The organism is Aliifodinibius sp. S!AR15-10, assembly GCF_031569985.1.
In the GTDB taxonomy this organism is placed as follows: Bacteria; Bacteroidota; Rhodothermia; order Balneolales; family Balneolaceae; genus JAMQKA01.
Map to the genome: position 1 here is coordinate 15,481 of NZ_JAMQKA010000012.1, position 25,740 is coordinate 41,220.

Annotated in this window: 19 protein-coding genes; 7 read left to right on the top strand and 12 right to left on the bottom strand. The window is 46.9% G+C overall.

Annotated elements, in window-relative coordinates; translation table 11 throughout:
* The first annotated feature begins 113 nt into the window (after positions 1-113).
* From NC796_RS09780 to NC796_RS09795, 4 genes are all read left to right on the top strand, one after another.
* On the top strand, positions 114-809 hold the full coding sequence (locus NC796_RS09780; protein ID WP_310684207.1) for a DNA-binding domain-containing protein: 696 nt from the start codon (positions 114-116) through the stop codon (positions 807-809).
* Between the two features lie 933 nt (positions 810-1,742).
* Positions 1,743-1,958 carry a cold shock domain-containing protein gene (locus NC796_RS09785; RefSeq protein ID WP_310684208.1) on the top strand — a complete coding sequence of 72 codons (216 nt, stop codon included), beginning with the start codon at positions 1,743-1,745 and terminating at the stop codon, positions 1,956-1,958.
* A gap of 575 nt (positions 1,959-2,533) precedes the next feature.
* Entirely contained in the window at positions 2,534-3,301 is a 768-nt protein-coding gene (locus tag NC796_RS09790; RefSeq protein WP_310684209.1) for a DUF5995 family protein, read from the top strand.
* 538 nt (positions 3,302-3,839) lie between these two features.
* Entirely contained in the window at positions 3,840-5,204 is a 1,365-nt protein-coding gene (locus NC796_RS09795) for a GntP family permease (RefSeq protein ID WP_310684334.1), read from the top strand.
* A gap of 440 nt (positions 5,205-5,644) precedes the next feature.
* On the opposite strand, the gene NC796_RS09800 is transcribed toward NC796_RS09795, so the two are convergent.
* From NC796_RS09800 to NC796_RS09810, 3 genes are all read right to left on the bottom strand, one after another.
* Positions 5,645-6,667 carry a medium chain dehydrogenase/reductase family protein gene (locus NC796_RS09800; RefSeq protein ID WP_310684210.1) on the bottom strand — a complete coding sequence of 341 codons (1,023 nt, stop codon included), beginning with the start codon at positions 6,665-6,667 and terminating at the stop codon, positions 5,645-5,647.
* A gap of 519 nt (positions 6,668-7,186) precedes the next feature.
* The gene (locus NC796_RS09805; RefSeq protein WP_310684211.1) at positions 7,187-8,626 is read right to left on the bottom strand and encodes an alkaline phosphatase; all 1,440 of its coding nucleotides are present in this window, start codon (positions 8,624-8,626) and stop codon (positions 7,187-7,189) included.
* Positions 8,627-9,441: 815 nt separating this feature from the next.
* Positions 9,442-9,657 (bottom strand): cold shock domain-containing protein, encoded by a 216-nt coding sequence (locus tag NC796_RS09810; protein ID WP_310684212.1) that lies wholly within the window; start codon positions 9,655-9,657, stop codon positions 9,442-9,444.
* A gap of 609 nt (positions 9,658-10,266) precedes the next feature.
* Between NC796_RS09810 and NC796_RS09815 the strand changes: the two genes are divergently transcribed.
* Together NC796_RS09815 and NC796_RS09820 are read left to right on the top strand one after the other, a co-directional pair.
* The gene (locus NC796_RS09815) at positions 10,267-11,847 is read left to right on the top strand and encodes a DEAD/DEAH box helicase (RefSeq protein ID WP_310684213.1); all 1,581 of its coding nucleotides are present in this window, start codon (positions 10,267-10,269) and stop codon (positions 11,845-11,847) included.
* A 523-nt stretch (positions 11,848-12,370) separates the two neighbouring features.
* The gene (locus tag NC796_RS09820; protein ID WP_310684214.1) at positions 12,371-13,132 is read left to right on the top strand and encodes an ABC transporter ATP-binding protein; all 762 of its coding nucleotides are present in this window, start codon (positions 12,371-12,373) and stop codon (positions 13,130-13,132) included.
* Between the two features lie 165 nt (positions 13,133-13,297).
* Here NC796_RS09820 and NC796_RS09825 read toward each other — a convergent pair whose 3' ends face one another.
* From NC796_RS09825 to NC796_RS09835, 3 genes are all read right to left on the bottom strand, one after another.
* Positions 13,298-15,181, bottom strand: a complete 1,884-nt coding sequence (locus tag NC796_RS09825) for a serine hydrolase domain-containing protein (protein WP_310684215.1) — start codon at positions 15,179-15,181, stop codon at positions 13,298-13,300.
* 166 nt (positions 15,182-15,347) lie between these two features.
* Complete coding sequence (locus NC796_RS09830; protein ID WP_310684216.1) at positions 15,348-15,542, bottom strand: hypothetical protein; 195 nt, start codon at positions 15,540-15,542, stop codon at positions 15,348-15,350.
* Positions 15,543-16,074: 532 nt separating this feature from the next.
* A complete protein-coding gene (locus NC796_RS09835; protein WP_310684217.1) occupies positions 16,075-17,628 on the bottom strand; it encodes a hypothetical protein in 1,554 nt (517 codons plus the stop codon).
* Between the two features lie 434 nt (positions 17,629-18,062).
* Here NC796_RS09835 and NC796_RS09840 point away from each other — a divergent pair, with 434 nt between their 5' ends.
* Positions 18,063-19,217 carry a tyrosine-type recombinase/integrase gene (locus tag NC796_RS09840; RefSeq protein ID WP_310684218.1) on the top strand — a complete coding sequence of 385 codons (1,155 nt, stop codon included), beginning with the start codon at positions 18,063-18,065 and terminating at the stop codon, positions 19,215-19,217.
* 55 nt (positions 19,218-19,272) lie between these two features.
* Here the strand turns inward: NC796_RS09840 and NC796_RS09845 are convergent, their stop codons facing one another.
* From NC796_RS09845 to NC796_RS09870, 6 genes are all read right to left on the bottom strand, one after another.
* A complete protein-coding gene (locus NC796_RS09845) occupies positions 19,273-20,313 on the bottom strand; it encodes a hypothetical protein (protein ID WP_310684219.1) in 1,041 nt (346 codons plus the stop codon).
* 265 nt (positions 20,314-20,578) lie between these two features.
* Complete coding sequence (locus NC796_RS09850) at positions 20,579-21,091, bottom strand: AraC family transcriptional regulator (protein ID WP_310684220.1); 513 nt, start codon at positions 21,089-21,091, stop codon at positions 20,579-20,581.
* A 98-nt stretch (positions 21,092-21,189) separates the two neighbouring features.
* The gene (locus NC796_RS09855; protein WP_310684221.1) at positions 21,190-21,510 is read right to left on the bottom strand and encodes a cytochrome c; all 321 of its coding nucleotides are present in this window, start codon (positions 21,508-21,510) and stop codon (positions 21,190-21,192) included.
* Positions 21,511-21,659: 149 nt separating this feature from the next.
* On the bottom strand, positions 21,660-22,040 hold the full coding sequence (locus NC796_RS09860; RefSeq protein WP_310684222.1) for a DUF411 domain-containing protein: 381 nt from the start codon (positions 22,038-22,040) through the stop codon (positions 21,660-21,662).
* A gap of 131 nt (positions 22,041-22,171) precedes the next feature.
* Positions 22,172-22,531 (bottom strand): P-II family nitrogen regulator, encoded by a 360-nt coding sequence (locus NC796_RS09865; RefSeq protein ID WP_310684223.1) that lies wholly within the window; start codon positions 22,529-22,531, stop codon positions 22,172-22,174.
* A 62-nt stretch (positions 22,532-22,593) separates the two neighbouring features.
* Complete coding sequence (locus tag NC796_RS09870) at positions 22,594-25,734, bottom strand: efflux RND transporter permease subunit (RefSeq protein WP_310684224.1); 3,141 nt, start codon at positions 25,732-25,734, stop codon at positions 22,594-22,596.
* Between the last annotated feature and the right edge of the window lie 6 nt (positions 25,735-25,740).

Genomic DNA, 25,740 nt, shown 5'->3' on the forward strand with positions numbered 1-25,740 from the left:
ACAAATGGGGGAATATTATTTTGTAAGGATTTGCTTTGAAAGCGGTCTAACAAGTGCACTAGCCAACTAGTGCACCTACAGAGTTATAATTCTAATTAAACATCAAGTTTGCTATGATTAAATATTCATTAATACCCAATCACCTTACGGATAATCCCGATGATCACATGGCGATCGTGCAGGACCAAACGGCACGAGACATGGATGATATCATCGAGGAGATGGACTTTCGGGGTTCTACAGTAACCAAAGAGGATATCATTTCGGTGGTGGAGGGCTATCACGCCGTCATCGCCAAGTTCCTGGCGGACGGCGACCGCATCAACACGCCGCTGTTCCGTACGAACGCTTCTATATCGGGTGTCTTTGAAGACGGCAGCGACGACTTCGACCGTGAGCGCCACTACGTGCGCCTCAACGTCAACCCGGGACCGCGCATTGGGGAGATCGCTGAAGAGCTGTCGGTGGAGAAGGTGGAGGCAAGCAAGATACAGCCGGTGCTGGTGACGTTCCGCGACTATACCACCGAAAGCAAGAACGATACCGTCACGCCCGGGGAGCCCGCGGAGCTCAGGGGCAGCCACCTAAAGGTGGACCCGGAGGCGGACGACCAGGGCATCTTCTTCATCGCCTCTGACGGCACGGAGACCAAGGTGCAAACCATCATGCGCAACATGCCCTCCAACCTGATCTTTATGGTGCCGGAGGGCCTGGCCAGCGGGGAGTATGAGCTGGAGGTGCGGACGGTACCCCACGGTCAAAACGATATAAGAGCAGGTAAACTAGACGCAACATTAGTAGCGCCCTAAATTGTTGTTCTCATAAGTGGCCTCTCTGCCCTGACAGGCAGGGTGGCCTTCCCTCCCCTTACTAGTAAAGAAGCTTGGGTGCACTACTCAAAGTGTCTGCACTAGACTACCAAATATCTCTGAGTGGACTACCAATAATGCTTGGGTAGGCTAGCAAGAACGCTTGAGCAGACTACCAAAGACGCTTGGGTGGACTACCAGCAATGCTTGAGTGGGTTACTCAATCGGTTTGAGTAGTCTGCCAGGAGCATCTGAGTGGGCCTCTCCCTGCGAAGTAGTAGCCCACTACCGGGCGTGTAGTAGTCTATGGGCAAAAAATCCATCACTTTGTCTACCGGTATACTGCTTGATGCACGTTTTTCATGGGTTAACCACAGAGTACACCGAGAACACAGAGAACCACGAAGGTATTTCTTTTGTGATTTGGTGCGGTCCACTTGTCAAGTGGGCTGCACCTTTGATAAGTTTATTTTTGACGTTGAACCGTTGAAATGTTGAATTGTTGAATCGTTTAAAACCCGTGAACCCAATTTCATCCCCCCCCAAACAATCACACGTTAACACCTCAACACTTCAGCACATTAATATTAACCGCAAAGGATACGCAGAGAAGGCGCGGAGAACCGCCAAGGATTTCTATTCAGAATTCCGAATATGAATCCCCAACATTCAACATGCAACCTTCAACCTTCGACTTTTTGACCTTCGACCTTCTGACATTAATCTACATCTCAACTCTTCAACATCCAGCACAATGCCCTGGATGGCTAAATAATTGATAAAAGTGGATTTATTAGGCATCTCCCAAAAAAAACCTTATACTAGGTGTTATTTTCAATTTACCCACCTACAAAGTGTAATTTTGAAACGGTGCGTTAATGCAACTCTTCATCAGATAAGCCCATAGGTGATATAAAACATACAATTTACGATATGCAACAAGGAAAAGTTAAGTTTTTCGATACACAAAAAGGATTTGGATTCATCAAGCCTGACGAGGGTGGAAAAGATGTTTTCGTTCACAGAAACAACGTTGAAGGTCTTGGACCAAACCAAGGACTGGAAGACGATGAAAACGTTGAGTTTGAAGTTGAAGAAACTCCTAAAGGCCTAAGCGCTATTAACGTTACGAGCCTTGATTACAAATAGTCTTACTGATATTGAAGACTTGGCCTGCCCTTTTCAGGGCGGGCTTTTTTTATGGCTGTGATTTTCGCTTATAAACTGTCCACCTCCCAACCCGTTAACCACAGAGGGCACGAAGAACACAGAGATACAAAGGTTTCCTCTTTGTGCAGCTTTGTTGTTTGGTGCGGCCACTTCCCACATTGGGCTGCACCTTTGATATGTTTATCTTTGATGTTGAGTTGTTGAATCGTTAAAACCCGTGAACCCAATTTCATCCCCCAAACATTCAAACGTTAACACCTCAACACTTCAACACCTTAACGTTAACCGCAAAGATACGCAGAGAAGGCGCAGAGGATCGCAAAGGATTTGAGTAGCTTCGTGTCTTCTCTACGCAACTCCGTGTTACAGTTATTCAGAATACTGTATTCCGAATTCTGAATCCCCAACATTCAACATGCAACCTTAACTTTCAACATTAGACCTTCCGACTTTTTGACCTTCGACTCAACATCTCAACGTCTCAACATCTCAACCAACCATTTGCCTGTTATCCTGCTAGTTCATACAATAATTTGAAAACAAGGGGTCCAATTATGGCAAATACCGAAATTACGACCATCGACGAGGTACTTACAGAACTCGACCAGATCGTAGATTTGATGATAGAAGAAAACAGTCCCCTGGGGATCTTTGCCTATGTGTATCGCCGCACCACAGCCAAGATTGCAGAGGGAATTGAGCAGGGGCGCTTTGAAAACCCGGAGCGAATGGAGCGTTTTGACGTCGATTTCGCCTGTCTCTATATCGAAGCTTTTTGGCATCACCGGGATGACCAGCCGATCTCCTTTTCCTGGGAGGTGGCCTTTGATGCTGCTGACAATGGGGATGCTATTATCATACAGCACCTGCTGCTGGGGATGAATGCGCACATCAACCTGGACCTGGGCATTGCGGCAGCCCGGACAGCCCCCGGTGACCAAATCTATGACCTGGAGCACGATTTTATGCTGGTCAACAAGCTGCTGGCAGAACTGGTGGACGAAGTACAACTGCGCATCAGCCGGGTCTCCCCCCTCATGTTTCTGCTGGATCTGATCGGAAAGAACAATGATGAGGCTATTGTTAACTTTAGTATCACCAAGGCGCGAGATTATGCATGGAAATTTGCCCGCAACCTGGCGCAGGTGGATGGGGACCAGGAGGCGCAGGAGCGGATGATACGCCGCGTGGATGAACAGATCTCGGGGCTCGGCAGCCTGGTGGCTTATCCTCCCGGCTTTTTACTACCGCGGGTTCTATCGGTGATTCGCTATTTCGAGAAAAAAGATGTCCGTGTAATCCTTGAAAGACTAAGGGCGTGATACGTGATACGTAATGCGTGATAATTTTGCCGCCCCCTTACGGATTACGCATCACGTATGACGACTCACCCTCCTCAACATCTCAACAATTCAACTTTTCAACGACTTTCAGAGCTAACCGCAGAGATACGCAAAGAAGGCGCAAAGGACCACAAAGTACGTTCTTTGTGAAACTCTGTGCTTTCTCAGTGCCACTCCGTGGTACAGCTCACCGCTTTAATTTGTCTCCAAACTGGCGCAAGTTTGCAACTTGTGCCCTTAAAAGGATCACCAAGGATTTCTCTTTGTGTAGCTTCGGGTCTTCTTTACGCAACTCCGTGTTACAATCATTAAAAATCCTGAATTCTGAATCCCCAACATTCAACATGCAACTTTCAACCTTCGACTTTTTGACCTTCTGACCTTAGACCTTCACCCTCAACACTTCAACGTCTCAACACCTCCCCCCTTGCCCCCCTAATTCCGAATTCTACCACTGTTGCACTTTCAATAAAGATTTTTATACTAGAACTGGAATCTAAAAAACGAAAGGATGTTGATGCACGGATATTTGTTGTTAGGGCTACTGATTGTCGCTGTTCTCTTTATTGTACTGGGCACCGCCCGCTGGAAACTCCACCCCTTCCTGGCCCTGATCCTGGCCGCTTTCGGGGTGGGAATCTTCTCCGGGCTCCCGGGTTCCGAAACGGTTTCAGCCATCACTGACGGATTCGGCGGCACGCTGGGATCGATCGGTATCGTGATTGCCGCCGGCACTATCATCGGGTCGTTGCTGGAGAAGAGCGGCAGCACGCAGGTTATCGCCGACATGGTGATCAACTGGATCGGCAAAGCGCGCTCGGCGCTGGCGATGAGTATCACCGGGGCAATCGTCTCGATCCCGGTCTTTTGTGATTCCGGCTTTGTTATCCTCTCTCCCCTCAACCGGTCGCTCGCCTCCGAAACTAAGCAGTCGCTGGCCACCTTTGCAGTAGCACTAAGCATGGGGCTTTATGCCACTCACGTCTTTGTGCCGCCCACGCCCGGTCCTATTGCGGCGGCCGGTACGCTGGAGGCTGATATCGGCTCCGTTATTCTGCTCGGCGTTGCTGTAACCATTCCCGTTATTATCATTACCTATCTGTTCGCCAAGTATATCGGCAGTCGCATTTATATCGATCCCGAGAAAAGTTTATCCACTGATTTGGACAGATCTGAAGTGGATGAGAATATGCCTGTAAAAGACAGGCCGAATTCCGTAACCGCCTTGCTGCCTATCTTGGTGCCCATGCTGCTTATCGCCCTGGGCTCGGTGGCCTCCCTCCCGTCCGCACCGTTTGGGGAGGGGGAGATTACAGAGGCGATCAACTTCCTGGGCGACCCGAATACGGCCCTCATTATCGGGGTGTTCCTGGCTTTTCGCACCATCAGTGGCGTCAACCGGGGTCCCAAGGTATATGGCGAGTGGGTCGGCGATGGGCTCAAAAGTGCGGGCACGATCATCCTGATTACGGGAGCGGGCGGCGCTTTTGGGAGTGTGCTGCGTGCCACGGAGATCGGCACCTTCCTGGGTGAGCTGCTGGCCAACTGGAATATCGGCATCTTCTTGCCTTTCCTGATTGCCGCGGCCCTGAAGACGGCCCAGGGCTCATCAACGGTATCTATTATTACCACGGCGTCGATCATGCTGCCGCTGCTGCCGGGTGCTGGTCTGGCCGGTGGACTAGGTCCGGTGCTGGTGACACTGGCGATCGGGGCGGGGGCGATGACCGTGTCCCACGCGAATGACAGCTATTTCTGGGTGGTCAGCCAGTTCTCGGGTATGGATGTCTCACAGGCCTATCGGCTGCAAACGGCGGGCTCTGCAGTGGCAGGGGTTTCCGGGATGGTGATGGTGTTTTTGCTGAGCCTGTTTTTGGTTTGAGGGCGTTTAGTTGTTGATAAGTGTCGAAGGTCCAAGGTTGTTGAGTTGTTGAAGTGTTGAGGGCGAAGGTTAAAGTCAGAAGGTCGAAGGTCAAAAGTCGAAGGTTGAAAGTTGCATGTTGAATGTTGGGGATTCAGAATTCGGAATAGTCCCAACTTTCGTTCTCTGTGTTCTCCGTGTCCTCTGTGGTTATTCCCTTAAGGGCACGAGTTGCAAACTTGCGCCAGTTTGGAGCTGTTGAAGTGTTGATTTTTTTGGGGGGATGAAATCAAGTTCACGGGTTTTAAACGATTCAACAACTCAACATTTCAGCGGTTCAACGTCAAAGATAAACTTATCAAAGGTACAGCCCACTTGACAAGTGGACCGCACCAAATCACAAAGCCCCAAAAAACATTCTTGTTCCTCTGTGTTCTTCGTGTTCTCTGTGGTTAACCGTCCTAAGGCACCAAAACAACCTTCCCGATATTGCGGCGCTCTTCGATATAGCGGTGGGCGTCAGCCACTTCATCAAAGGTAAAAGTCTCATCTACGTGGGGAGATAACCAGCCATCTTCCACCCCCTGCAGCAATTGCTGGACCCAGTGGCGGGCCTTTTCCTGCTCGTGCCACAGGTGACCGACATTGACCCCAAAAACGCCCCTGTTTTTATCTATCAGTGGAACAGGATGGAAAAACGGCATCTTGAATACCGTTGCCAGTAATTTCAATTTTGCAGTAAATCCGCCAGAACTGTCGCTTGCACTTGAGACCCCAAACATGCCAAGTCGCCCCGTTGAGCGCAGTGCTTTGTAGCTTCGCTTCCACTCCTTTCCGCCCAGAGGATCAATGATCAGCTCAAGCCCCCGCCCCTCGGTCATCTCCATGACCTCTTCATACCAGTCATTGTTGCGGTAATCGATCGGGTGATCGAGACCTTTCTCCAAGAGAAATTCATGCTTGCCTGGACTAGCCGTGCCATAGGTTGTGGCCCCTATATGCCGGGCTACCTCGAGGGCCGCCAGCCCCACACCACCGCCTGCATTGTGAATGAGAATCGACTCATAGGGTTGTAGCGATCCCATCACTTCTATCAATACCCAGGCAGTGATATAGTTGACCGGAAGGGCTGCCGCCTGTTCAAAAGAGAGGGAATCTGGCTTTTCAAATACCTGCGACGGCGCTACGACCACTTTCTCTGCCTGGCCCTTGAAACGGGTCGTGGCAATAACCTCCCGACCCCTCCAATCGGGATCTATATCTGAACCGATTGCCTCTACGACACCCGAAACCTCATACCCCATTACACACGGTTTCGGTGGAGCATCCTGGTAGGTTCCCTTGCGCGCCAGGATATCCGCAAAGTTGATGCCTGCCGCCCTGACATCGATAAGCAGCTCATTATTTTGCGGAGTGGGATCCGCCACCTCCTCTACTTTCAGCACCTCGTAGCCGCCATCGCCGGTATTCAGTATCTGTCTCATTTATGTTGGTAATTAGTTTGCTTTGCTATACATAGCTAACATAAAAATATGGGAAACATCGGACAAGATTCCCTCCTCAACTTTCAGAAGTTACACGGAGCGACACAGGGTAGGCGCAATAAAACCACGGAGAGCTGGGGCAAACAGGTGGGAGAAGTTGCTACGATTCTTGAGGAATTAACCGCAGAGAAGACGCAGAGCTTCGCAAAAGGTTTTCTCTGTTGCAGCTTTTATCTCCTTAGTGCCACTCCGTGCTACACTTCACGCCTTAATTTGTTATTTGATAACATTAGTGACTGGGGAAATTAATCTTTTGGTCAAGAAATGGCCTTTAAGTTCACAACATTCCATTTTTGAAAAGGAATTCAATATAATCCCGATATAAACAGGCTACATACGACCAGACCTGCGCAACCTTCAACATACAACTTTCAACCTTCGACCTTCTGACCTTAGACCTTCGCCCTCAACACTTAAACGTCTCAACAACTCAATCCCCTGGGACCTTCTGACCCCAACCTACCCCGCCGCATATTCTGTGACTCCAGCCAATGTCACCATCATGTCAAACAGTTCCGTATTACGGGTAAAAGCGTCCATCTCTTCAATGCCGGGGCCAAGGGCGGCAAGTTCGACGTAATCGGAAGTATGCACAGTGCCCAGCCAGTTTATGGATAGATAGTTGGCAAGCACCGAACCGAGTACGGCTTTGGGGCTGTCTTTGGCTTCATAAACCGTGGTCAGTGTACCGTTCATCGATTTTCGTATCATCTGCGCCTGCTTCTTGGTAATCCCGATATCAGTAGCCTCTTCCACACGATCCAGTATCTCACTGTTCGTACTGTTTTGATCAAGTTCAGAAAGGATCCATTCATTGGTGTGGCGGAACTGTTGGATATTGTCGAGCATTGCACCCGAATCGGAATATCGATCGCCGGCCCCGTTTACTGCGGGATTGGCGTTACCGTGGTCAGTGGTGATAATGAGCAGGGTATCATCGCGTCCGGCAGTGTAATCGAGCGCCACCTTCACAGCCTCATCGAATTCAATCTGGTCATAGATAAGGGCCGCGGCGTCGTTGCCATGAGCACCGTGATCCACGCGGCCTCCTTCCACCTGTAGCAGGAAGCCGTTGCTCAACCCGTCCAGGCGATTCAGGGCTACCTTGGTCATCTCGGCAATGGTAGGGACGGAAGCATTCAAATCCGAATCGTTTTTGCGATCGATTGTATAGGGGAGGTGAGAATCGGAAAAAATCCCGAGCAGTTTATCCTTCCCGGCACTCTGCAGCTGGCTTTTCTCGCTAACAATGCTGTATCCCTTGGCCCGGAAACCAGCGAACAGGTCCTTCCCGTCTTCGCGGGACTCCTTCTCAAAATGTCGTGCTCCGCCGCCCATCAACAGGTCGTATCCCCGTTCCAGGTATTGCATGGCTATGGTGTCCTCCATGTTACGATCGGGGACGTTGGAGGCAAATCCTGCGGGTGTGGCATGCGTTATGCGGGTGGTGGTAACAAGTCCGGTCTTTTTGCCGGCGTCGCGGAATATCTCGGCAATAGGCTTGTATTTGCGGCCGTCCGGCGACATATTAATCGCTCCGTTGTTGATGCGCTTTCCTCCGCCCCAGGATGAGGCCGCTGCAGCAGAGTCGGTAACAGGGGAATCCAACGATGCCATGTCCATCAGTCCCCGGTGGTATTTCCTGCCTGTTGAATCATAAAGTGACAACCAGCTCGTTTGCTGGCCAAACTGGCGCTGCTTCACCAGGTCGGCCAGGGCCAGCGTACCGCTGCTCATCCCATCGCTGACCATAAAAATGATGTTCTTGGCCCGGCCTTGTTTCCCTTTCAGGCGTTGCAACCAGTGCCTTGGAGTTCCAGCAGCTGTAATGGTTGGTGCTAATCCCAACGAAGCGAGGGCACTATTTCGGAGAAACTCTTTGCGACTCATTGAAGACATATTTCACTACCTGTTTTACGATCATTCCCATTGAAAGTAAGTGATAACCTATAGAAGTGAAGTAAGAAATCAAGAAATAACTGTTAAATGTTTGTTAACAGAGGGCTTTGAAATACTATGGTGTCACCGTAGCCTTGGCAAAGGTGTGCGAAGTGAATGGAGTGCGGCAATCCCCCAAGATAACAAAAGGGGCTCGCGATGACAGTTTATATACTAGGATTTTGCAAAGCCATCTAACAGTTAATAGTATTCATTTTTCAAACGATAAAATTGAACAAAAAAACGCCGGATCGAGTAAACTTGACCTGAAGACCTCGGCGTTTCACTTAAATAATCACAGATTTTTCCTCACGTTCCACTTCGATTCCTTACGTGCAGTCAACTTTATCAAGGCCGGTTCAATTTTTCATTCTCAATTTATTGCTCTCCAGTCTTTTTATTAACAATCCAGGCTATTAACGCACCCACCAGGATGCCCAGCACGAGCAGTAGAAATCCCAGCATATTACTGGTCATCTGTAGCATAACGTATGGTAATTATGAATTGAAAATTAGGAATGAGAAATTGCCTCAACTCAACCACCTTTGATTTATCAAATAATTGGTTGCAAAGTCTTAAGAGATCCTGAAACAAGCTCAGGATGCATTGCTTGTCTCCAGCAACGCAATGCCTCTAATATAGCTTAAAGACAGGAATACAGCACATATTGATTTAGCAGTTCGTCTCGCGTCTGCCGTCTCACATCTCACGCAAATAAAAAAACCTGCTCCCAATGAAGGAAGCAGGCAGTCAATACTTTGCACAGGATTACTCGTTATTCGTAATCCAAACTTTGAACGTTGATAGCACTCAATCCCTTGGGTGTCTCTTCAACTTCAAATTCAACATTCTCTCCATCTTCAAGTCCTTGGTTGTACCCAAGATTCTCGACGTTGTTGCGGTGAACAAAAATGTCTTTGCCACCTTCGTTAGGCTTGATAAATCCAAATCCTTTTTCAGTATCAAACCATTTTACTGTACCTTGTTGCATAATAACTATAGTAGTGTTTTGCCACCATACGTAGAATGAACTAATGCAAGAATTGCGTTATCGCGTCACTTATTATCAGTACACCAATCGCAGGTGGGAATTAAAAATAACAATTTAATAAAGGTATAGCTCAGGAAATTTCCAAATTAATATTTTAAAATCGCCCCGCGTTATCCCTCAATTTTCGGGGTATCAACAACTACAGCCCTGTTTTATGGTTTATAGTTGAGAAAAAGATTAGATTGGCTGGACCACAATTCGGCTGAAAAATAAATATAGGTTTCTCAACTATTATTCGTACATTGGGCTCGTTCTGAAGTTACTCCATTCCCGCTATTAGGTGTTTGGTTTACTGGTTCTTGCAACTCTCTTCTCTTTTGAGATCTGTCGGTGCCCGTTACATAAAGCGTTTCATGTGGGAGCAGTGCATGCCGGGTTGGCGTGCCCATGTAACAACAGGTACTTATTCATTTTAATCATTTTCACAACCTGAAGACAGATCCCAAACATTTTCTTGGGTAATTAGAATTTTGCCTGATTGGTGCCAATGGTTCCAATGATGGAAGAAGTGTAGAGATCTCCTGCCAGGTTCTAAACAGATACTATTTTATGACTGATTCAACATTTAAAGAATTACAACTTAGCGATGAGATACTACGCGCTATCACAGAAATGGGCTTTGAAGCCCCTACGGCTATTCAAGAAGAGTGCATTCCCAAGATATTGAACGGCACCGACCTGGTGGGACAGGCGCAGACCGGAACCGGAAAAACGGCAGCCTTCGGGATCCCGATGGTTGAAAAGATTGATACCAACAGCAAAAACGTGCAGGCTCTTATCCAATGTCCTACTCGCGAGCTTGCCATCCAGGTAACCGGTGAACTGATCAAACTGGGTAAGTTTGTTGGCGGATTAAAGGTGGTCCCGGTGTATGGCGGCCAATCTATCGGGCAGCAGATTAAGGCTATAAAGCGCGGTGCACAGATTGTAGTTGGCACCCCGGGTCGGACGATTGACCACCTGCAGCGCGGTACGCTTAAAATTGATCAGCTGGAGATGCTGGTTTTTGATGAGGCGGACGAAATGCTCAACATGGGTTTCCGCAACGACATGGAGAAGATCCTCTCCTATACCAACGGCCCCATCCAAACGGTTATGTTTTCGGCAACCGTCCCCCGGGCCATACGAGACATTATGAAGCGGTATATGGAAAAACCGCAAACGGTAACCATTCAGCGCAAGGCGGTGACAGCACCAAATATTGAGCAGTACCTGGTGGAAGTCCGCGATTCGGTACGCACCGAGGCGATCTGCCGCTTCCTGGATATTAATGACTTTAAGCTGGCGCTAGTGTTCTGCAACACCAAGCGCAAAACGGAATCGCTGACCAATGAGCTGATATCACGCGGCTATGGCTGTGATTACATTAACGGCGATCTCAGCCAGAATCAGCGGGATCGTGTGATGGATAAATACCGCAAAAAACAAATTGATGTCCTGGTAGCAACTGACGTGGCCGCCCGTGGCATCGATGTGGATGACGTGGATGTGGTTTTCAACTATGACGTACCACAGGATCCGGAATATTACGTGCATCGCATCGGACGAACGGGCCGCGCGGGTCGTTCCGGGAAGGCGATCACCTTCACCACGCGACGCAAGAACAAACAGCTGCGTACTATTGAGCGACAGATTAAGACCAAGCTGGATTATCTTGATATGCCCAGCAATTCGGAAGTGCGGGAATCGCGCCTTTCCAGCCAGATGGATGAGGTTGTGGAAACGCTGGAAAAAGGTGGACTCAAGGATTGGATCGAACAGATTGAATCATTTTCCGACAAACGCTTTACCACTGTTGAGATTGCAGCAGCGCTTCTTAAGCTCAAATCAGGTGAAATGGAAGAGGAGAAAGACAACAACTCATTCGCGAAGAACAATAAAGTTGAGTTCAACGATAACTCCATGGTGAAGCTCTTTTTCAGTGTTGGTAAGCAGAGCAAAGTGTACCCTGGCGATCTGGTGGGAGCTATCGCAGGAGAAACCGGAATCCCGGGTAATGTGATAGGGAATATCGATATCCGGCGAAGCCACTCTTTTGTAGATATCCCCGGTAACTACGCCGGACAGGTGATCAAGGGGATGCACAAGAACCAAGTTAAGGGCCGAAAAGTGAAGGTAAAGGTGGCATAAGTTCTCTTTTACGTTGATAATTTATGGCCTCATGGTTTTTCCATGGGGCTTTTTTTTGACTGGCGTTCATCGGTCAAACACTTCTAATACCTCAAATGCTAACCACTCGGATACGCAAAGAAGGTGCAGAGGACCGCAATGGTTTATTTTGATATGGGACGGTCAACTTCCACAGTGGGCTGCACACTTTGAAGAGCTTGTCCTTGATAAGGCGTATCAAAAATTATAAGTCCAAACTGGCGCAAGTTTGCAACTTGTGCCCACAAAAACTTTTTAAGTGATGAATGGTCCCGGGAACCCACCCGGCCACGCGAGTGGGAATTACTACGAGGTATTTTCTTAGCATTAAATCCCAACCTTCAACATAAACCTTCATACTTCGACTTTGCTACTTTAAAACCTCGCGGACATTTGGGGATTTCCCCTGGTTAGAAATTCATAACCAAATATCATTTCTCTCCTCTCTGTATTACATTACGTAATCACCTATAAAGTTATAATAATCAGACGGTAACAGGGCCTTATGAGACTAGCCATAGAGATCAATGGACTTCAAAAATCGTACGGGAATACCCCGGTTCTTGAGGACTTTGATCTTGCCGTGCCATCCGGGACTATCTTTGGCCTGATCGGGCCGAATGGTGCCGGCAAAAGCACGTTGATCGGCATTCTTATCGGGATGCTCGACTATGATGAAGGGCGCGTCACCATCAACGGGTTGCCACTCTCTGAAGAGAATGAACTCGAAATCAAACGCCAGGTGGCCACAGTTCTGCAGCCACCGCTGCTTTTTGAGCATTTTACCTCCCACGACTTTCTCCACTACATCTGTGATGTTTACGGGATCGGGAAGGACGCCCGCAAGGGAAAAATGGACTCGCTGCTTGATTACCTTGGGCTTTCCAAATTCGAGCATACCAAGATCGATAAGCTATCGGCCGGCAGCCGGAAAAAGCTGTCCTTCTGTGCAGCGGTACTGAGTGACCCACAAATCCTGTTCCTGGACGAACCGTTTGAAAGTATCGACGTCATATCCATTGGCCGAATGAAAACCATTCTCAATCAGCTAAAAAAGAACGGCGTCACAATTATTATTACCAGTCATATTCTTGAGATCGTTGAAAACCTTTGCGATGATATCGCCATTCTCCATAACCAAAAAATTATAGCCTACCTCGACTCAAACACCCGCAAGGAGCTCAAAGAAGACACCTCACTTAACGAAATTTTTGAGCACTATGTGCAGGTTGAGCATCCCAAGGATGATGTGCTGAAGTGGTTGTAATTCCTATTGAGTCTAGCACCTATATTTTATGCAAGACAAATAGATACGTTGGTTAAAACACTGTAACCATCGAGAACAATGGTCTATCACTTGCCCGGGAATGAATTCCCGCGTTATGGACAAAACAGATATCTAACGCAGCCATTTTCAACCGCAACATGCTTTTTAGTAATTGGTTCCCCAGAAATTCCAGTAGTATATCTGCCACAAGCAGACCAGGAAGATGAGACTCAACAGGGTATAACTAATGCGGCTCCAAAAATCGCTCATCCGCTCCTGCCAGGTTTTCAGGCTCAAGTAGCACATCCCAATTGTAATCGGAAAAGAAAACACCGGCAGCCAAAGTAATATTTTTACCCCGGAGCTGATCCCGTACACAATCGATTCCGGGCCCGTAATAGAAGTACCCATTCCCACATAAAAAATGAGCAGTAACAGGCTATTGACCCACGCAACCACCTTGTATTTGAAAGGCAATGGGGGTTTAGCAATCAGGCTGGGGCGGTAATTGCGGCGTATTAAGTAGGCCAGCGGCCAGTAGATGATAGTTACCAGGAATGCCACCACAGCTACCGATAGTATCGGCAGGTGAAGGTCTCGGCTGGCAGTGACCGGCACTCTTTCAAATGCCATGATCGGCAGGTCATCGCGATAAAAATGGGTTATTTGCCCAAGACTGTTTCTCTCGAAAGTAAGATGGTTGGAACTGTTGACTTCCCGAAACGTGAGGCTGTCCACTGGGATCCACCGTGTTCCCTCACCGGCGTTTACTGTTCTTAGCGTTCCCTCTTCGGTAACAGAGACGGTAGTAGGGGACATGATGCTGATGATCTTGGTAAGCCGTTTATGCGGGTATCGATTGCTTCTGTATTCCCCGGCAAACTGCTGTAGGTAATCCTGGTCGACTGAAATGGAATTAGACGCCAGCGAATCGGGGAAATATTGATCTACAAACGCTTCAAGGACTTTGCCTGTTGTTCCCCCTCCCCCCTCGCTGTTAAAGGCCAGGAAAAAGCCGATATCCTGTTCCGGGAACAGCGCCATCATCGCATGGAACCAAAAGGTATCTCCCCCATGACCATAAATCGTGATCCCATTCTGGCTCATGTCAATGAATCCGTACCGCATCGGATTAACAGATTGTGCATGACGAAATGCCGGGCTCTGCATCAGTTGGGCCGTGGTGCTGTCCAATATCGCCTGCCCCTGGTATTGCCCCAGGTTGAGGTTGGCCTGCATAAAGGGAAGCATATCCCGGGCCGTGGTACTGGCCCCGCCGACCGGTCCCATCGGTACAAATTCAAACGGTTTTTCCACAAATTCACCCTGACTGTAGGCATAGCCCTTTGAAAGCCAGGAGGCTAACCTTTCGGGCAGGGGTTGTTGAAATGTGGTGGCATCCATGTCCAACGGGTTGAGGATATTTTGGTCTGCATACTCCTGGAATGAAAGGCCGCTGACCTGTTCCACAATATAGGCTGCCAGCGCGGTCCCGTGGTTTGAGTATGATGCCATCTGCCCCGGCGGGCGAACACGCGCCGGCAGCTCTTCGGTCAGGATCTCCCCCAGTGGCCTGAGACTGCTGCTATCCAGTGCAAAAAGATTGATCACCCGGTCTTCAAAACCCGGCGTGTGAGTCATCAGGTGCTTTAGCGTGATCGGCTCCGGGTAGGTATCGGGAATCTTGAACTCCTCAAGATATTGATTGATATCGGTATTCAGATCCAGCTGTCCCTGTTCTACCAACTGCATCACAGCGGTCCAGACAAACAGCTTGCTTATCGAACCGATCCTGAACAATGTGCTCTCGGGATCCACCTCTTGTTGCCGGCCAACGTCGGCAAATCCGTAGCCTTTTTGCACCACCGGTTGACCATCCTGGGAGATCAGGAGGGCGGCACCCGCGATATGATTTTCCTCCATAAATGACGTTATGACTCCGTCCATGAATGCCTCTACCTCAGCACTGTCAGCCGCTATAGGTTGCGCAATGAGATCACCAATCACGACTGAAAAGAGCAGAAAACACAGAACAGACATTTTTTTCATGGCATCAATAGGTGTAGGAGTTAAAACCGATCAGAAAAAAGCGATTGCTTGCAAGTGTTCATCCCCATATTTCAGGATAGGATCTGCCGATTAAATCCGCAATCTGTTTTTAACTAAAATGTAAATTTGATAATGGATGTCACTGACAGAGCAACCCAACAGGATGTTAAAACATAGTATTGTACTTAAAAAAGGCGCTTCTGTTTCTGGAATATTTAAGACTGCCTTCATCGGTAGCTTTTTCCAAAGCAGAGGTGTTCATTTTTATAGCGATAAAAAAAATGAACGAATCGCCGGCTGAGGTAAAGCTGACCTGAAGGGCACTACGTTCCACTAAAAAAATCACAGATTTTTTCTTCACGCTTCACTCCGTTTCCTTCCGGGCGGTCACCTTTACCAAGGCCGGGAAATCTAAAGCTATCAATGAAATACTGAGCAGGATTTTTCGCAAGGCTAGCACGGAACGCTCCGCAAATCCAAGTGTCGTGGGTGGATCCAAGAGCTTGTTTCACAAAGAATTGTTGATTCAGTCCGCCCTTCGACTTTTTGCGTTTTTATCTCGTGCCTGACCTCTGGTCGGGCACGCCGGGGCTTGCACCTCTGGTGCAGTGATGCGTTGGTACCAGGGGTACCTGTCAATGCGTTCCGCACCAGAGGTACGGAACGAGATGAGTTATAGGCTAGGATAGAGCAATTTCTAGGATTCTTTGGCGGCTTTTGGGTGGGCAGTTCTTCAGTCCGACTACCGGCGGATTTTGGTCGTACAAAAAATGAATCCCACAACATAAATAAGAACCCAAATGATAATTAGGGCATTCTCAAAAGCCACTAGAATCTTCTCAGATACAGAGGTGTTTACAAAACTCCTTGTGGAACTGTGAGGAGATATTTTACTACTCTGAATCTGCCCAGACATGCTCTAAAATATGGTTTTCAAACGCCCGGACGAGCACTTGCATATTCCGCCAAAGGTAGGTGCTGATAGCGATAATGAGTCCCACCATCACCCAACGACGATATATGTTGTACTCCCCGATCGGGATAAAGATGGTGTAGCCCAGGCCAAACATCAGGAAAGTCATTAAAAATGTCACTTTCTGTGGGATAATGGGGTGCTTAAAACTAAATGAGCTGTAACTGACTTTTTTGTAATAGTAGAACGAAGTGAACAAAAACACCAGCATAAAACAGAGAAAGAAAAAGGTATTGGCGATATAGATATCCGCCACTTCTCCCAGTTGCGGCAGGTAGATTAATTCCCCGATTGTTATCAAATAGAAAATGAAGAGAGGTACTGTGATGACACCCAGGAACCGTTCTTTTAACTGCTTCTCGAACGACTCCGGAAACTGACGGTGCAGCAGAAGTTCCCGGTTCTCATAGCCAAACATATTGGCCATACCGATAGCCAGTAGTGCTACAGGCACAGCGGCCAGCATTGTTGGGATAAGCACAGAAGTAAGCCAGCTTTTTTCCAACTGAAGCAAAATAGGAATATAAATAGCGGGTACCAGCACCAGCGTAAGTAAAAACAGGCGGTTATAGGGATGAGTGACAATATAGTAGTAGAATTTACCTGCATTATGGCCGAGCCATCGTTTCAAAAAAGCCCACAGTGGACTCCGTTCCTGTTTTGCTTTATCACGCGATGGATTTAGCAGTCCTTCTTTCGTTTTGTAAAAATGATCTCTGAAGATCAGGAATACGAGCAGCGATGAAAACCCATAGATCACAGCAGCCGTAATCAGATCATACTCGGCTGTGGCTGAGGCCATCATCAGGCCACCCGGGAAATAGGTCAATATCTGGATCAGGCTCTGCACATCGGGCAGGTAGCGTGCGATCATGAAGCCTGGATCACGGGCAATGATAGCCAGGGCAGAGACAGTACCAAAAATAATGAAGAGGCCACTGAACACTACCAGCTTGAACCGTTTCTCCACGAGGTGCAGGAACCGGTGTTTAATGGAGTAAATGATGGAGTAGTTAAGCAAAACAACCGCTATAACCACCGGGATGTACATGGGGTGCTGCACCTGCATGAGCAGGAAGGCGGTCCAGGTTAGATTATAAATGATGTTGAGCGGGTGAAAAAAGCCGATCAGGTTGAGGTGCCACGCCAGCTTGTTTACCGGGTATCCATAGGCCAGCAGCTTTCGGTTCATCTCCATATTCAGCAACCGCGTGCTCGTAAAAGAAAAGTGAAGCAGCCAGAACGCATTGGCAAATATGATAAGGATCAGCACCCGAACCGCAGGCGTCAGCCATGGCAACTCCTGGAATCCCTGCGGAGCCTGTTCATACATAATAACCAGCAGGGCACTCCCCAAAAGGTTCGAAAAAAGAATCAGCAAAAATACGATATACCCCACCACCAGCACTAACTGCAGCTTGGTGAGCCGGGCAAGGAAAGCCGACCAGTTAAGATATATGAGCCGTCTGAACATAGGGATTAGTATTGTTTGGGAGCTATTATATTAACAATACTTTTCATCAGACGTTAGTTAGAATTATTTAAAGGCATTTAGGGATTAAATTAAATGGCAAAAACAAATCCCCTCTGTGTCATCGTGGACTCCGACTACGCTACGATTCCGGATCTCCAGTGGCAAGTGTCATTTATCAAATATCTACCTGGATCCATGACTATGGACCGTGCGAGATCCTGAAACAAGTTCAGGATGATGGGGGTTCGTATATTTTTATTTAATCATTAAAAATATGCTTAAATACCCCTCAAACAAACGTATATGCTATAATTCATCTTCTTATTACTGTCTAAAAAATGAATTCTTTTCACAGAAGTACCATTTTTCCTTTGCCGGTAGTACAAATAGTAGTACATTGGGATTGACTTCTAACCAATCCTAACCTACGAAATATGGCCAGCTTAAAAAAACGAGGGGGCAACTATTCCCTAGTCTTCAAGACACACTTAGACGGTAAACCCATTACCAAAACCTATGCCCTGGGCACCCGTTACAAAAAGGTCGCCGAACAAAAGAAATTAGAATACGAACGGCTCTATGAGTCAGGTCAAATTAATCCTTTTGCTGACGACTGGAATCTAAAAGAATTTGAGAAAAATCAGAAACTCAACGGTACTGCGTTTACCAGTCCATTTCTTAAGAGTTTGCGCGAGCAGTTTTTAGCTCAAAAAACAAATGTCACAGCGAAAACCAGACAGACCTATCGTTACATTCTCCAAGAATTTGCCGATCTAGTAGGTGAAACGATGCCCATCAGTCGTGTTAACACAGGCGATATACGAGAGTTTTGCCTCCGGGAAGATTTAGCGTTGGCCTCACAGAAAAATTACCTCGGCCATCTTCGGGCTTTTTTCAATTGGGTGGTAGAACAAGATATTATTGAAGCCAATCCATGCGATGACATCAGATTGCCCAAAGTGCGAGATAATCTGGTAGAAAAGATTATAGACCAGCAACAACTTGGCGAGCTATTTCAAGCTTTCCGCAAGCATCAGCATATACAGCGCAAAGCCGGGGCCATTAAGCATTCAGGCCAAATGCAATTTTGGTTTAAACCACTGATTACCCTAACCTTTTATACGGGGCTGCGCCTCAAGGAAGTTACCCAACTGCAGTGGTCGCATGTGAATCTGGAAGAACGGTTTTTGCGAGTTACCGACACCAAGAATGGCCTCGAACGGACCGTCCCTATTTTTGATCCGGTCTACTGGCGACTTCGCGCTTGGTGGAAGTTCATGGGAAATCCTCAAACCGGTTATGTATTTCCCAGTCCGAAATCATCGGATAAGAATCAAATCCAACTGTCAGGTCGAACGGTCTCTACACAATTCAAATCGTATTGCAAGAAAGCCGGATTTAAGGATTCGATTCATTTTCACGGACTCCGCCATTCGTGTGCAACCTTTCTTCTTCGAAGTGGCTTTAACGTAATAGAAGTTAAAAATATGTTGGGCCACAAACGCATTGAAGTAACGAACAGGTATGTACACCTAGTTGCCAACGATTTGCTGGCTACCGCCAATCGTAATGGGCTGATTACTACCTAAGAAAAACAAAAATCTCATTTTTGTTCCGTAATATAGCGGGAGTCTCCAAATTTATCTAAAAGCTGATGGTGTGTTCGCCGTGTCCGTTGCGCTGCTCAGGGGCAAATAAGCCGTTCAATGTCTCGTCATCTTCACCGCCTGTAAGTTCTTCGTGTTCTTCTGTATCGGCGGGAAGGTGATGGGGAGGTCGGTCCCCATCACCTTTGGATTGGTTGGCTTGGTTTGTCAGGTGGGCATTCGGTCGGGATGGCCCGTGGCCATGCGTGCTCATTTCGTTTTTTAATGAATCGGCTAGTGCTTTGGCCTCTTCTTCACTGATATCAAATCCGTTGGTAGATTGGTCCTGACATAAACTCGTGGCAATCTGTTGTTGGCCCTGGCCCGCAAACATTTGAGAAATCACGGTAAAAAACATGGGAGCATTTTCTTCCAGCATGTCCAGCATGCGACTACCGGCATCGCGCCCGCCGGCCCGTTGCTCCATCTCCATGCGGAACTTCACTTTTTCAAGCTCGCTGATCTGCTTTTCAAAGGCTTTTAGCTCACCACGATGAGCTTCTTTGAGGCGGTCGATATCGTTGCGATGGGTTTCCTTGAGTTCTGAAAGCTCTTTTTGATGGGTAAGTAGGGTAGCCGTTTTGTCTTCTGACAACTTCCGCTTCAGATTCATGATTTCATCGACTAACTGACGGATCTTTCGATCTCCGTCATGAAGCTCACCTTCCAGGCGAAGGGCCCTGTTTCGATAGTAGTCGTTGGCAGAATCGGAAGCATTACTTTTAGCCAATGGTTTTTTAGTAGGCTCTCCAGAATCGGATAGCTCGGATTCTGTTTGGTCAACGCGAAAACCAATCTGTATTTCATGATCCATTCCGGTATGGAGCGTATAAAGACCGGGTTGCAGTTTGAAAATGGCCTTTACTACATTGAACGGTTGACGGAAATTAAACGGTAGTTCCTTATCGACTTGCTTCAGATCATCGGTAGTGCCTGTAACGCATCCAAATATTGGGAGGCCTTGCTCCAACTCTTGCAGGCAGGTGGCATAATCCTGTTGTTGGGACTTATTTGGTATGTTTTCCAGCGTTTCGGCCATAGAACTAGTATTTGTTAGAGTGTTGTGATTGAGTCATTGAAATCAATCACTGATGCCATCAGTAACACTATTTCAAATCAAGGAAAATACCCTGGTATGGGCTGGAATAATGTGAAATTACCTGTTTTAGGATGGGACAGAATGGAACAGGTTGTTACAGAAAGAAAATATTCTTGAGTGATAAAACTAATAATAATCTCAGATAAGAGAATCGATCGATATTCTGTGCTGATCTTTTGAATAAATAAATTCTGTAATCGTCAAATTAAGCTTTTTTTTTAAACTCCAGTGAAAGATCTTCAGAAGTGGAATATCCTAACCTCTGTGAAATTTCTTGTATTGAGTGCTCATTATATGAAATAAGCTCTTTAGCTCTCTCGAATTTTAATAAGTTTACGTACTCAATGATAGTGCACCCACAGGCGGGGATGAATAATGCATCTAATTCCTCATAGCTATTATGCGTGGCCAGTTCAAGATATTTCGTGATTAAGGATTTATTTACCGGATATTTTTGATAATAGATCAGATGAATTAGCAAAACTTTTATCCGTTCGACCTGACGTGCTTTTTTAGATTTAAGCAACTCAAAACCGAACTCTTGCAAACTTGCATCAATTTTGACTTTACTAGGTAAATTGTCAGATTTAACTACCACTTGACCTAAACTTACAGCAAGTACTGTAGTTCCCAAGTCCTCCAAGAGCTGTTTGATTACATACTCACAGCGGGGGCAAACCATATTCTTGATATATAATATTTGAGTGTTGCTACTCATTGGCAATATGTATTTAAGATTCTACCTACAAGTAACAACACCTTTGCTTAAAGTAAGCTTAAATTGTCCTTTACTTTCGGATAATTGAAGAGTTAAAACTATTGGTCAGCATTCATCTGTACCCATCGGTCATAGGTTTGTTCATCCCAGAAACTTTGGAAATAGGCTATTGCTGCAATAACTTCCTCATCACTTAAAGTGTCACCAAAGGCAGGCATAGTACCTCCCAGCTTTACACCACCTTCATTAATTTGTCGAACCAATACACTCAGGGGATGATGCCAGGCGTGGGCCGAACCATCCAAGGGCGGTGCCGGAAAAGATCCGTCGGGATTTCGCTGTTTCCAGTCTTCAACAATACCCTGAGCCTGGTTGCCGTGACAACTGGCGCAATTGGTTGTAAATACTTGCTTGCCCAACTGGAATTGCTTTTGAGTAAACCAACGCCTTTTGGTAACAGGTTCCTTTTGATCAGGTGGTTCGCTGGAACAACTGATAGCTATAAAGACACTTACCGTAAAAATAATTAGTAGATTTGTTCTCACTTTACTGCAACAACTTAAAAGTGCTAATGGCTGGCATAAACCTGGCTATTTCCTTCTTGATCTATAAGATAAACATCATAAGGGGTATTAAGCGAGGTATTCATGCCGGGAGAGCTGGACGGCATCTCGGGAGCTGATATTCCCACGGCTTGGGGACGTTCATCAAGTAAACGGTTGATATCTTCCACCGGCACATGGCCCTCTACTGTATAGCCGTCAATGAGCGTAGTGTGGCATGATTCCATATCGCTGGGAATATGGTATTTATCCTTGATTTCCGGCATGTTACTTACAGGTTGAACAGAAATATTATATTCATACCGCTCCATATAGGTTGCCCATTTATCACAGCATTGGCAACCGGAATTTTTATACATAACGGCTTCTGTTACCGAAGTTGCCATATGGTTTTGGTGCTCATTATAATCACTGATAATCACCCAAGTTACGGATCCAGCTATACCTATTACTAGTAATGCTAAAAATATAAAAGTCTTCGATTTCATAAGATTTATCTGAATTTATTTCGAGCTTGTTAGTGCGTATGCCTTTCACTTTGTAAGAAGTCACCACCGGTTTTTCCACTACGGATATGAACCGATTGCGATACCGGGGTCACGTAGATAATACCATCTCCGGGCTGTCCGCTTCTTGCATGATTGCGAATGATGTCGATAACCTGGTCGGTGTGCTTTTCCTCGCACACTACAACCAGCTTGATGATATTTGAAAACCGTTCAGCAATGCTGATCGACAGTTGTGCTTTTTGGGGATCCGACATCCTACCTAGTCCCATAACATCCATTAGAGTCATGCAACAGAAGCCCTGGGCTTCCAATCCGTCAATAACTTCTTCTGCTTTTCGTTTGCGAATAAATGCTTTTATTTCATTCATAATAGCCTCTTTTTGTTAGACCTGTCAGGTTTTCAAAACCTGACAGGTCTTGTTCTTGTTTGCTAATTGGTTATTTGTTGGTCTTCGCTTGTTGCTGCTAATTTTTTCACTTCCCGACTTTTCCAGAGGTAGTAGATGACCGGTATTACAACAAGGCTAAGTATCGTTGCTGATACCATACCCCCAACCATTGGGGCGGCAATCCGCTTCATGACGGTGGCTCCTGTTCCCGCACCCCACATAATGGGAAGCAGCCCGCCGGTGATGGCACAAACTGTCATAAATATTGGGCGAATTCGCTGGGCAGATCCTTCAAAGATGGCCTGTTTCAAATCTTCCAGGTTCTTCATCTTGTCATTATATTTTCGGTCGTTGTAGGCATTATCCAGATATGTGAGCATGATAACCCCGATTTCTGCGGCAACACCAGCCAGGGCGATGGCACCAACCCCAACAGCCACACTCAGATTATAATCCAGGATATACAATAACCAGAATGAACCAACCAGAGAGAACGGGAGCGTTAGCAAAACGATCAAACTCTCCTGGAGATTCTTGAAGTTGAAGTAGAGTAACAGAAAGATGATCAGCAAAGTGATCGGTACTACTACTTGTAGACGTTTTTTAGCTCGTTCCATGTATTCATATTGCCCACTCCAGGTTAGGCTGTACCCGGAGGGCATGTCCAGTCGTTCTTCCACGGTCTGTCGGGCTTGGTTTACATAGTTTCCGAGATCAGAAGTAGTTAAGTCCACATAGATCCAGCTGGAATAGCGGGCATTCTCGGTTTTAATCACCGGTGCGTCTTTACGGATCTGCAGGTCGGCTACGTATTCAATGGGTATTTGAGCTCCGGAAGGAGTTGGAATCAATACCCGTCCAAGATCCGTAAGATTTTCACGGGTCTCTCGTGCATACCGTACGTTTACCGGATAGCGTTCCAGCCCTTCCACCGTCTCGGTTACGTTCATACCACCGATAGCTGACTGAATTACATCCTGCACGTCACCGGTCGTTAGTCCATATCGAGCAGCTTCTTTACGGTCGATATTGAAATCCAGGTAATTTCCTCCTGTTGTCTTGTCAGCGAAGACACTCAAAGTTCCGGGTACATCTCGTACTACCGAGGCTATGTCCGAACTGAGATCGGAAAGTGTCTGAAGATCTGGCCCTGTTACTTTAATACCAATCGGTGTTTTTATACCTGTAGACAGCATATCTATTCGCGTCTTGATCGGCATAGTCCAGGCGTTAGTAAGCCCCGGTATCTTAATGGCAGCATCCATTTCCTGTTTCAGCTTATCCATGGTCATCCCTTCTCGCCACTGGTCTTCAGGTTTTAACTGGATGATTGTTTCAAACATGGATAGCGGTGCCGGATCTGTAGAAGTCTGTGCTCGTCCTGATTTACCAAATACCGATACCACTTCTGGGAAAGTGGCGATAATTTTATCGGTTTGTTGCAGGAGTTCTTTCGCCTTCGTTATACTGATGCCAGGGTCGGTGGTCGGCATATAAAGCAGATCACCCTCTTCGATAGGAGGCATGAATTCCGAACCGAGTCGTTGCAGTGGCACGATAGATATCACAAGTATTGCAATGGAGGCTATGATGGTGGTCCATTTAAAACGTAATGCCAAATTTATTACCGGTCTGTAAATCCATATTAAAAACCGGTTAACGGGGTTTTTATGTTCGGGTTGAATTTTTCCGCGTATAAGGTATCCCATCAGCACTGGGACGAGCGTGACCGAGAGCAGGGCCGCCGCGGCCATAGCATAGGTTTTGGTGAAGGCCAGGGGCTTAAAGAGTCGGCCTTCCTGCCCCTCAAGAGCAAAGATCGGTAGAAATGAGACCGTGATGATCAGCAGGGAGAAGAACAATGCAGGCCCTACCTCTTTGGAAGCATCTATAATAATCCGCCAATGCTCTTTTTTACCCCGGTCTTTTTCCAGGTGTTTATGCGCATTCTCCACCATCACGATGGCCGCATCCACCATTGCTCCAATAGCAATGGCTATCCCACTTAGTGACATGATGTTGGCGTTGATACCCTGGAAATACATCACCATGAAGGCTGCCAGAATACCAATCGGCAAACTGATAATAGCTACCAGTGAGCTTCGGAAGTGGAGCAGAAATATCATTACAATGATAGCAACAACGATGCTTTCCTCTATCAGTTTTTCCTCCAAAAATTCAATAGCCCGGTTAATCAGACTGGAGCGGTCGTAAGCCGTTTTGATAGTAATTCCCTCCGGAAGCCCGCTTTCAAGTTCTTTCAATTTGGCCTTTACGTTGTCAATGGTTTGAAGAGCGTTTTCACCAAACCGCATGATTACTATACCACCTACCGTTTCTCCCTCACCATTCCAATCAGCTACACCACGGCGCAGGTCCGGACCAATTTGTACATTGGCCACATTGCGAATAGTCACCGGCGTGCCGTTACCATCGGTACCGATGGGCACATTTTCAACATCTTCAACTGTTTGAATGTATCCCTTTCCACGAACCATAAACTCGGTTTCGCTCATCTCCACCAAGCGGCCACCTACGTCATTGTTACTGCGTTTAATAGCCATTTTTACTTTCGACAGCGGAATATCGTAAGCAAGTAGTTTATTAGGGTCTACTTCTACTTGGTATTGTTTGACATGGCCGCCGATGCTGGCTACTTCGGCTACCCCGTCCACACTGAGTAGTTCGTATTTAAGGAACCAGTCCTGAATAGAGCGCAACTGTTGGAGGTCGTACTTGTCTCCACCATCCAGCACGTACTCGTAGACCCAACCAACTCCAGTGGCATCCGGACCAAGTGTGGGTGTAACCCCTTCCGGCAGGCTACCACTTGCAGTATTAAGGTATTCCAATACCCGGCTTCGGGCCCAATACATATCGGTATCATCTTCAAAAATGATGTAAATAAAGGAAAGCCCGAAGAATGAATAGCCTCGGACTACCTTTGAATTAGGCACCGACATCATAGTAGTGGTTAGCGGATAGGTGACCTGGTCCTCGACAACTTGCGGGGCCTGACCGGGATATTTGGTAAAGACAATGACTTGCACGTCACTGAGATCCGGAATGGCATCCACGGGGGTTTGATACATCGCATATGTACCGCCTGCCAGTATCAGAATACTGGCTATAATCACCATAAAGCGGTTGTTAACGGAAAGTTCAATTATTTTTTGCAGCATTTCTTA

Coding starts and splice junctions, on each gene's coding strand:
- NC796_RS09815 (WP_310684213.1), top strand. CDS start 10,267: ATGACTGATTCAACATTTAAAGAATTACAACTTAGCGATGAGATACTA.
- NC796_RS09820 (WP_310684214.1), top strand. CDS start 12,371: ATGAGACTAGCCATAGAGATCAATGGACTTCAAAAATCGTACGGGAAT.
- NC796_RS09865 (WP_310684223.1), bottom strand. CDS start 22,531: ATGAATGAAATAAAAGCATTTATTCGCAAACGAAAAGCAGAAGAAGTT.
- NC796_RS09805 (WP_310684211.1), bottom strand. CDS start 8,626: ATGTCTTCAATGAGTCGCAAAGAGTTTCTCCGAAATAGTGCCCTCGCT.
- NC796_RS09800 (WP_310684210.1), bottom strand. CDS start 6,667: ATGAGACAGATACTGAATACCGGCGATGGCGGCTACGAGGTGCTGAAA.
- NC796_RS09785 (WP_310684208.1), top strand. CDS start 1,743: ATGCAACAAGGAAAAGTTAAGTTTTTCGATACACAAAAAGGATTTGGA.
- NC796_RS09840 (WP_310684218.1), top strand. CDS start 18,063: ATGGCCAGCTTAAAAAAACGAGGGGGCAACTATTCCCTAGTCTTCAAG.
- NC796_RS09825 (WP_310684215.1), bottom strand. CDS start 15,181: ATGAAAAAAATGTCTGTTCTGTGTTTTCTGCTCTTTTCAGTCGTGATT.
- NC796_RS09810 (WP_310684212.1), bottom strand. CDS start 9,657: ATGCAACAAGGTACAGTAAAATGGTTTGATACTGAAAAAGGATTTGGA.
- NC796_RS09845 (WP_310684219.1), bottom strand. CDS start 20,313: ATGGCCGAAACGCTGGAAAACATACCAAATAAGTCCCAACAACAGGAT.
- NC796_RS09780 (WP_310684207.1), top strand. CDS start 114: ATGATTAAATATTCATTAATACCCAATCACCTTACGGATAATCCCGAT.
- NC796_RS09850 (WP_310684220.1), bottom strand. CDS start 21,091: ATGAGTAGCAACACTCAAATATTATATATCAAGAATATGGTTTGCCCC.
- NC796_RS09790 (WP_310684209.1), top strand. CDS start 2,534: ATGGCAAATACCGAAATTACGACCATCGACGAGGTACTTACAGAACTC.
- NC796_RS09860 (WP_310684222.1), bottom strand. CDS start 22,040: ATGGCAACTTCGGTAACAGAAGCCGTTATGTATAAAAATTCCGGTTGC.
- NC796_RS09835 (WP_310684217.1), bottom strand. CDS start 17,628: ATGTTCAGACGGCTCATATATCTTAACTGGTCGGCTTTCCTTGCCCGG.
- NC796_RS09870 (WP_310684224.1), bottom strand. CDS start 25,734: ATGCTGCAAAAAATAATTGAACTTTCCGTTAACAACCGCTTTATGGTG.
- NC796_RS09795 (WP_310684334.1), top strand. CDS start 3,840: ATGCACGGATATTTGTTGTTAGGGCTACTGATTGTCGCTGTTCTCTTT.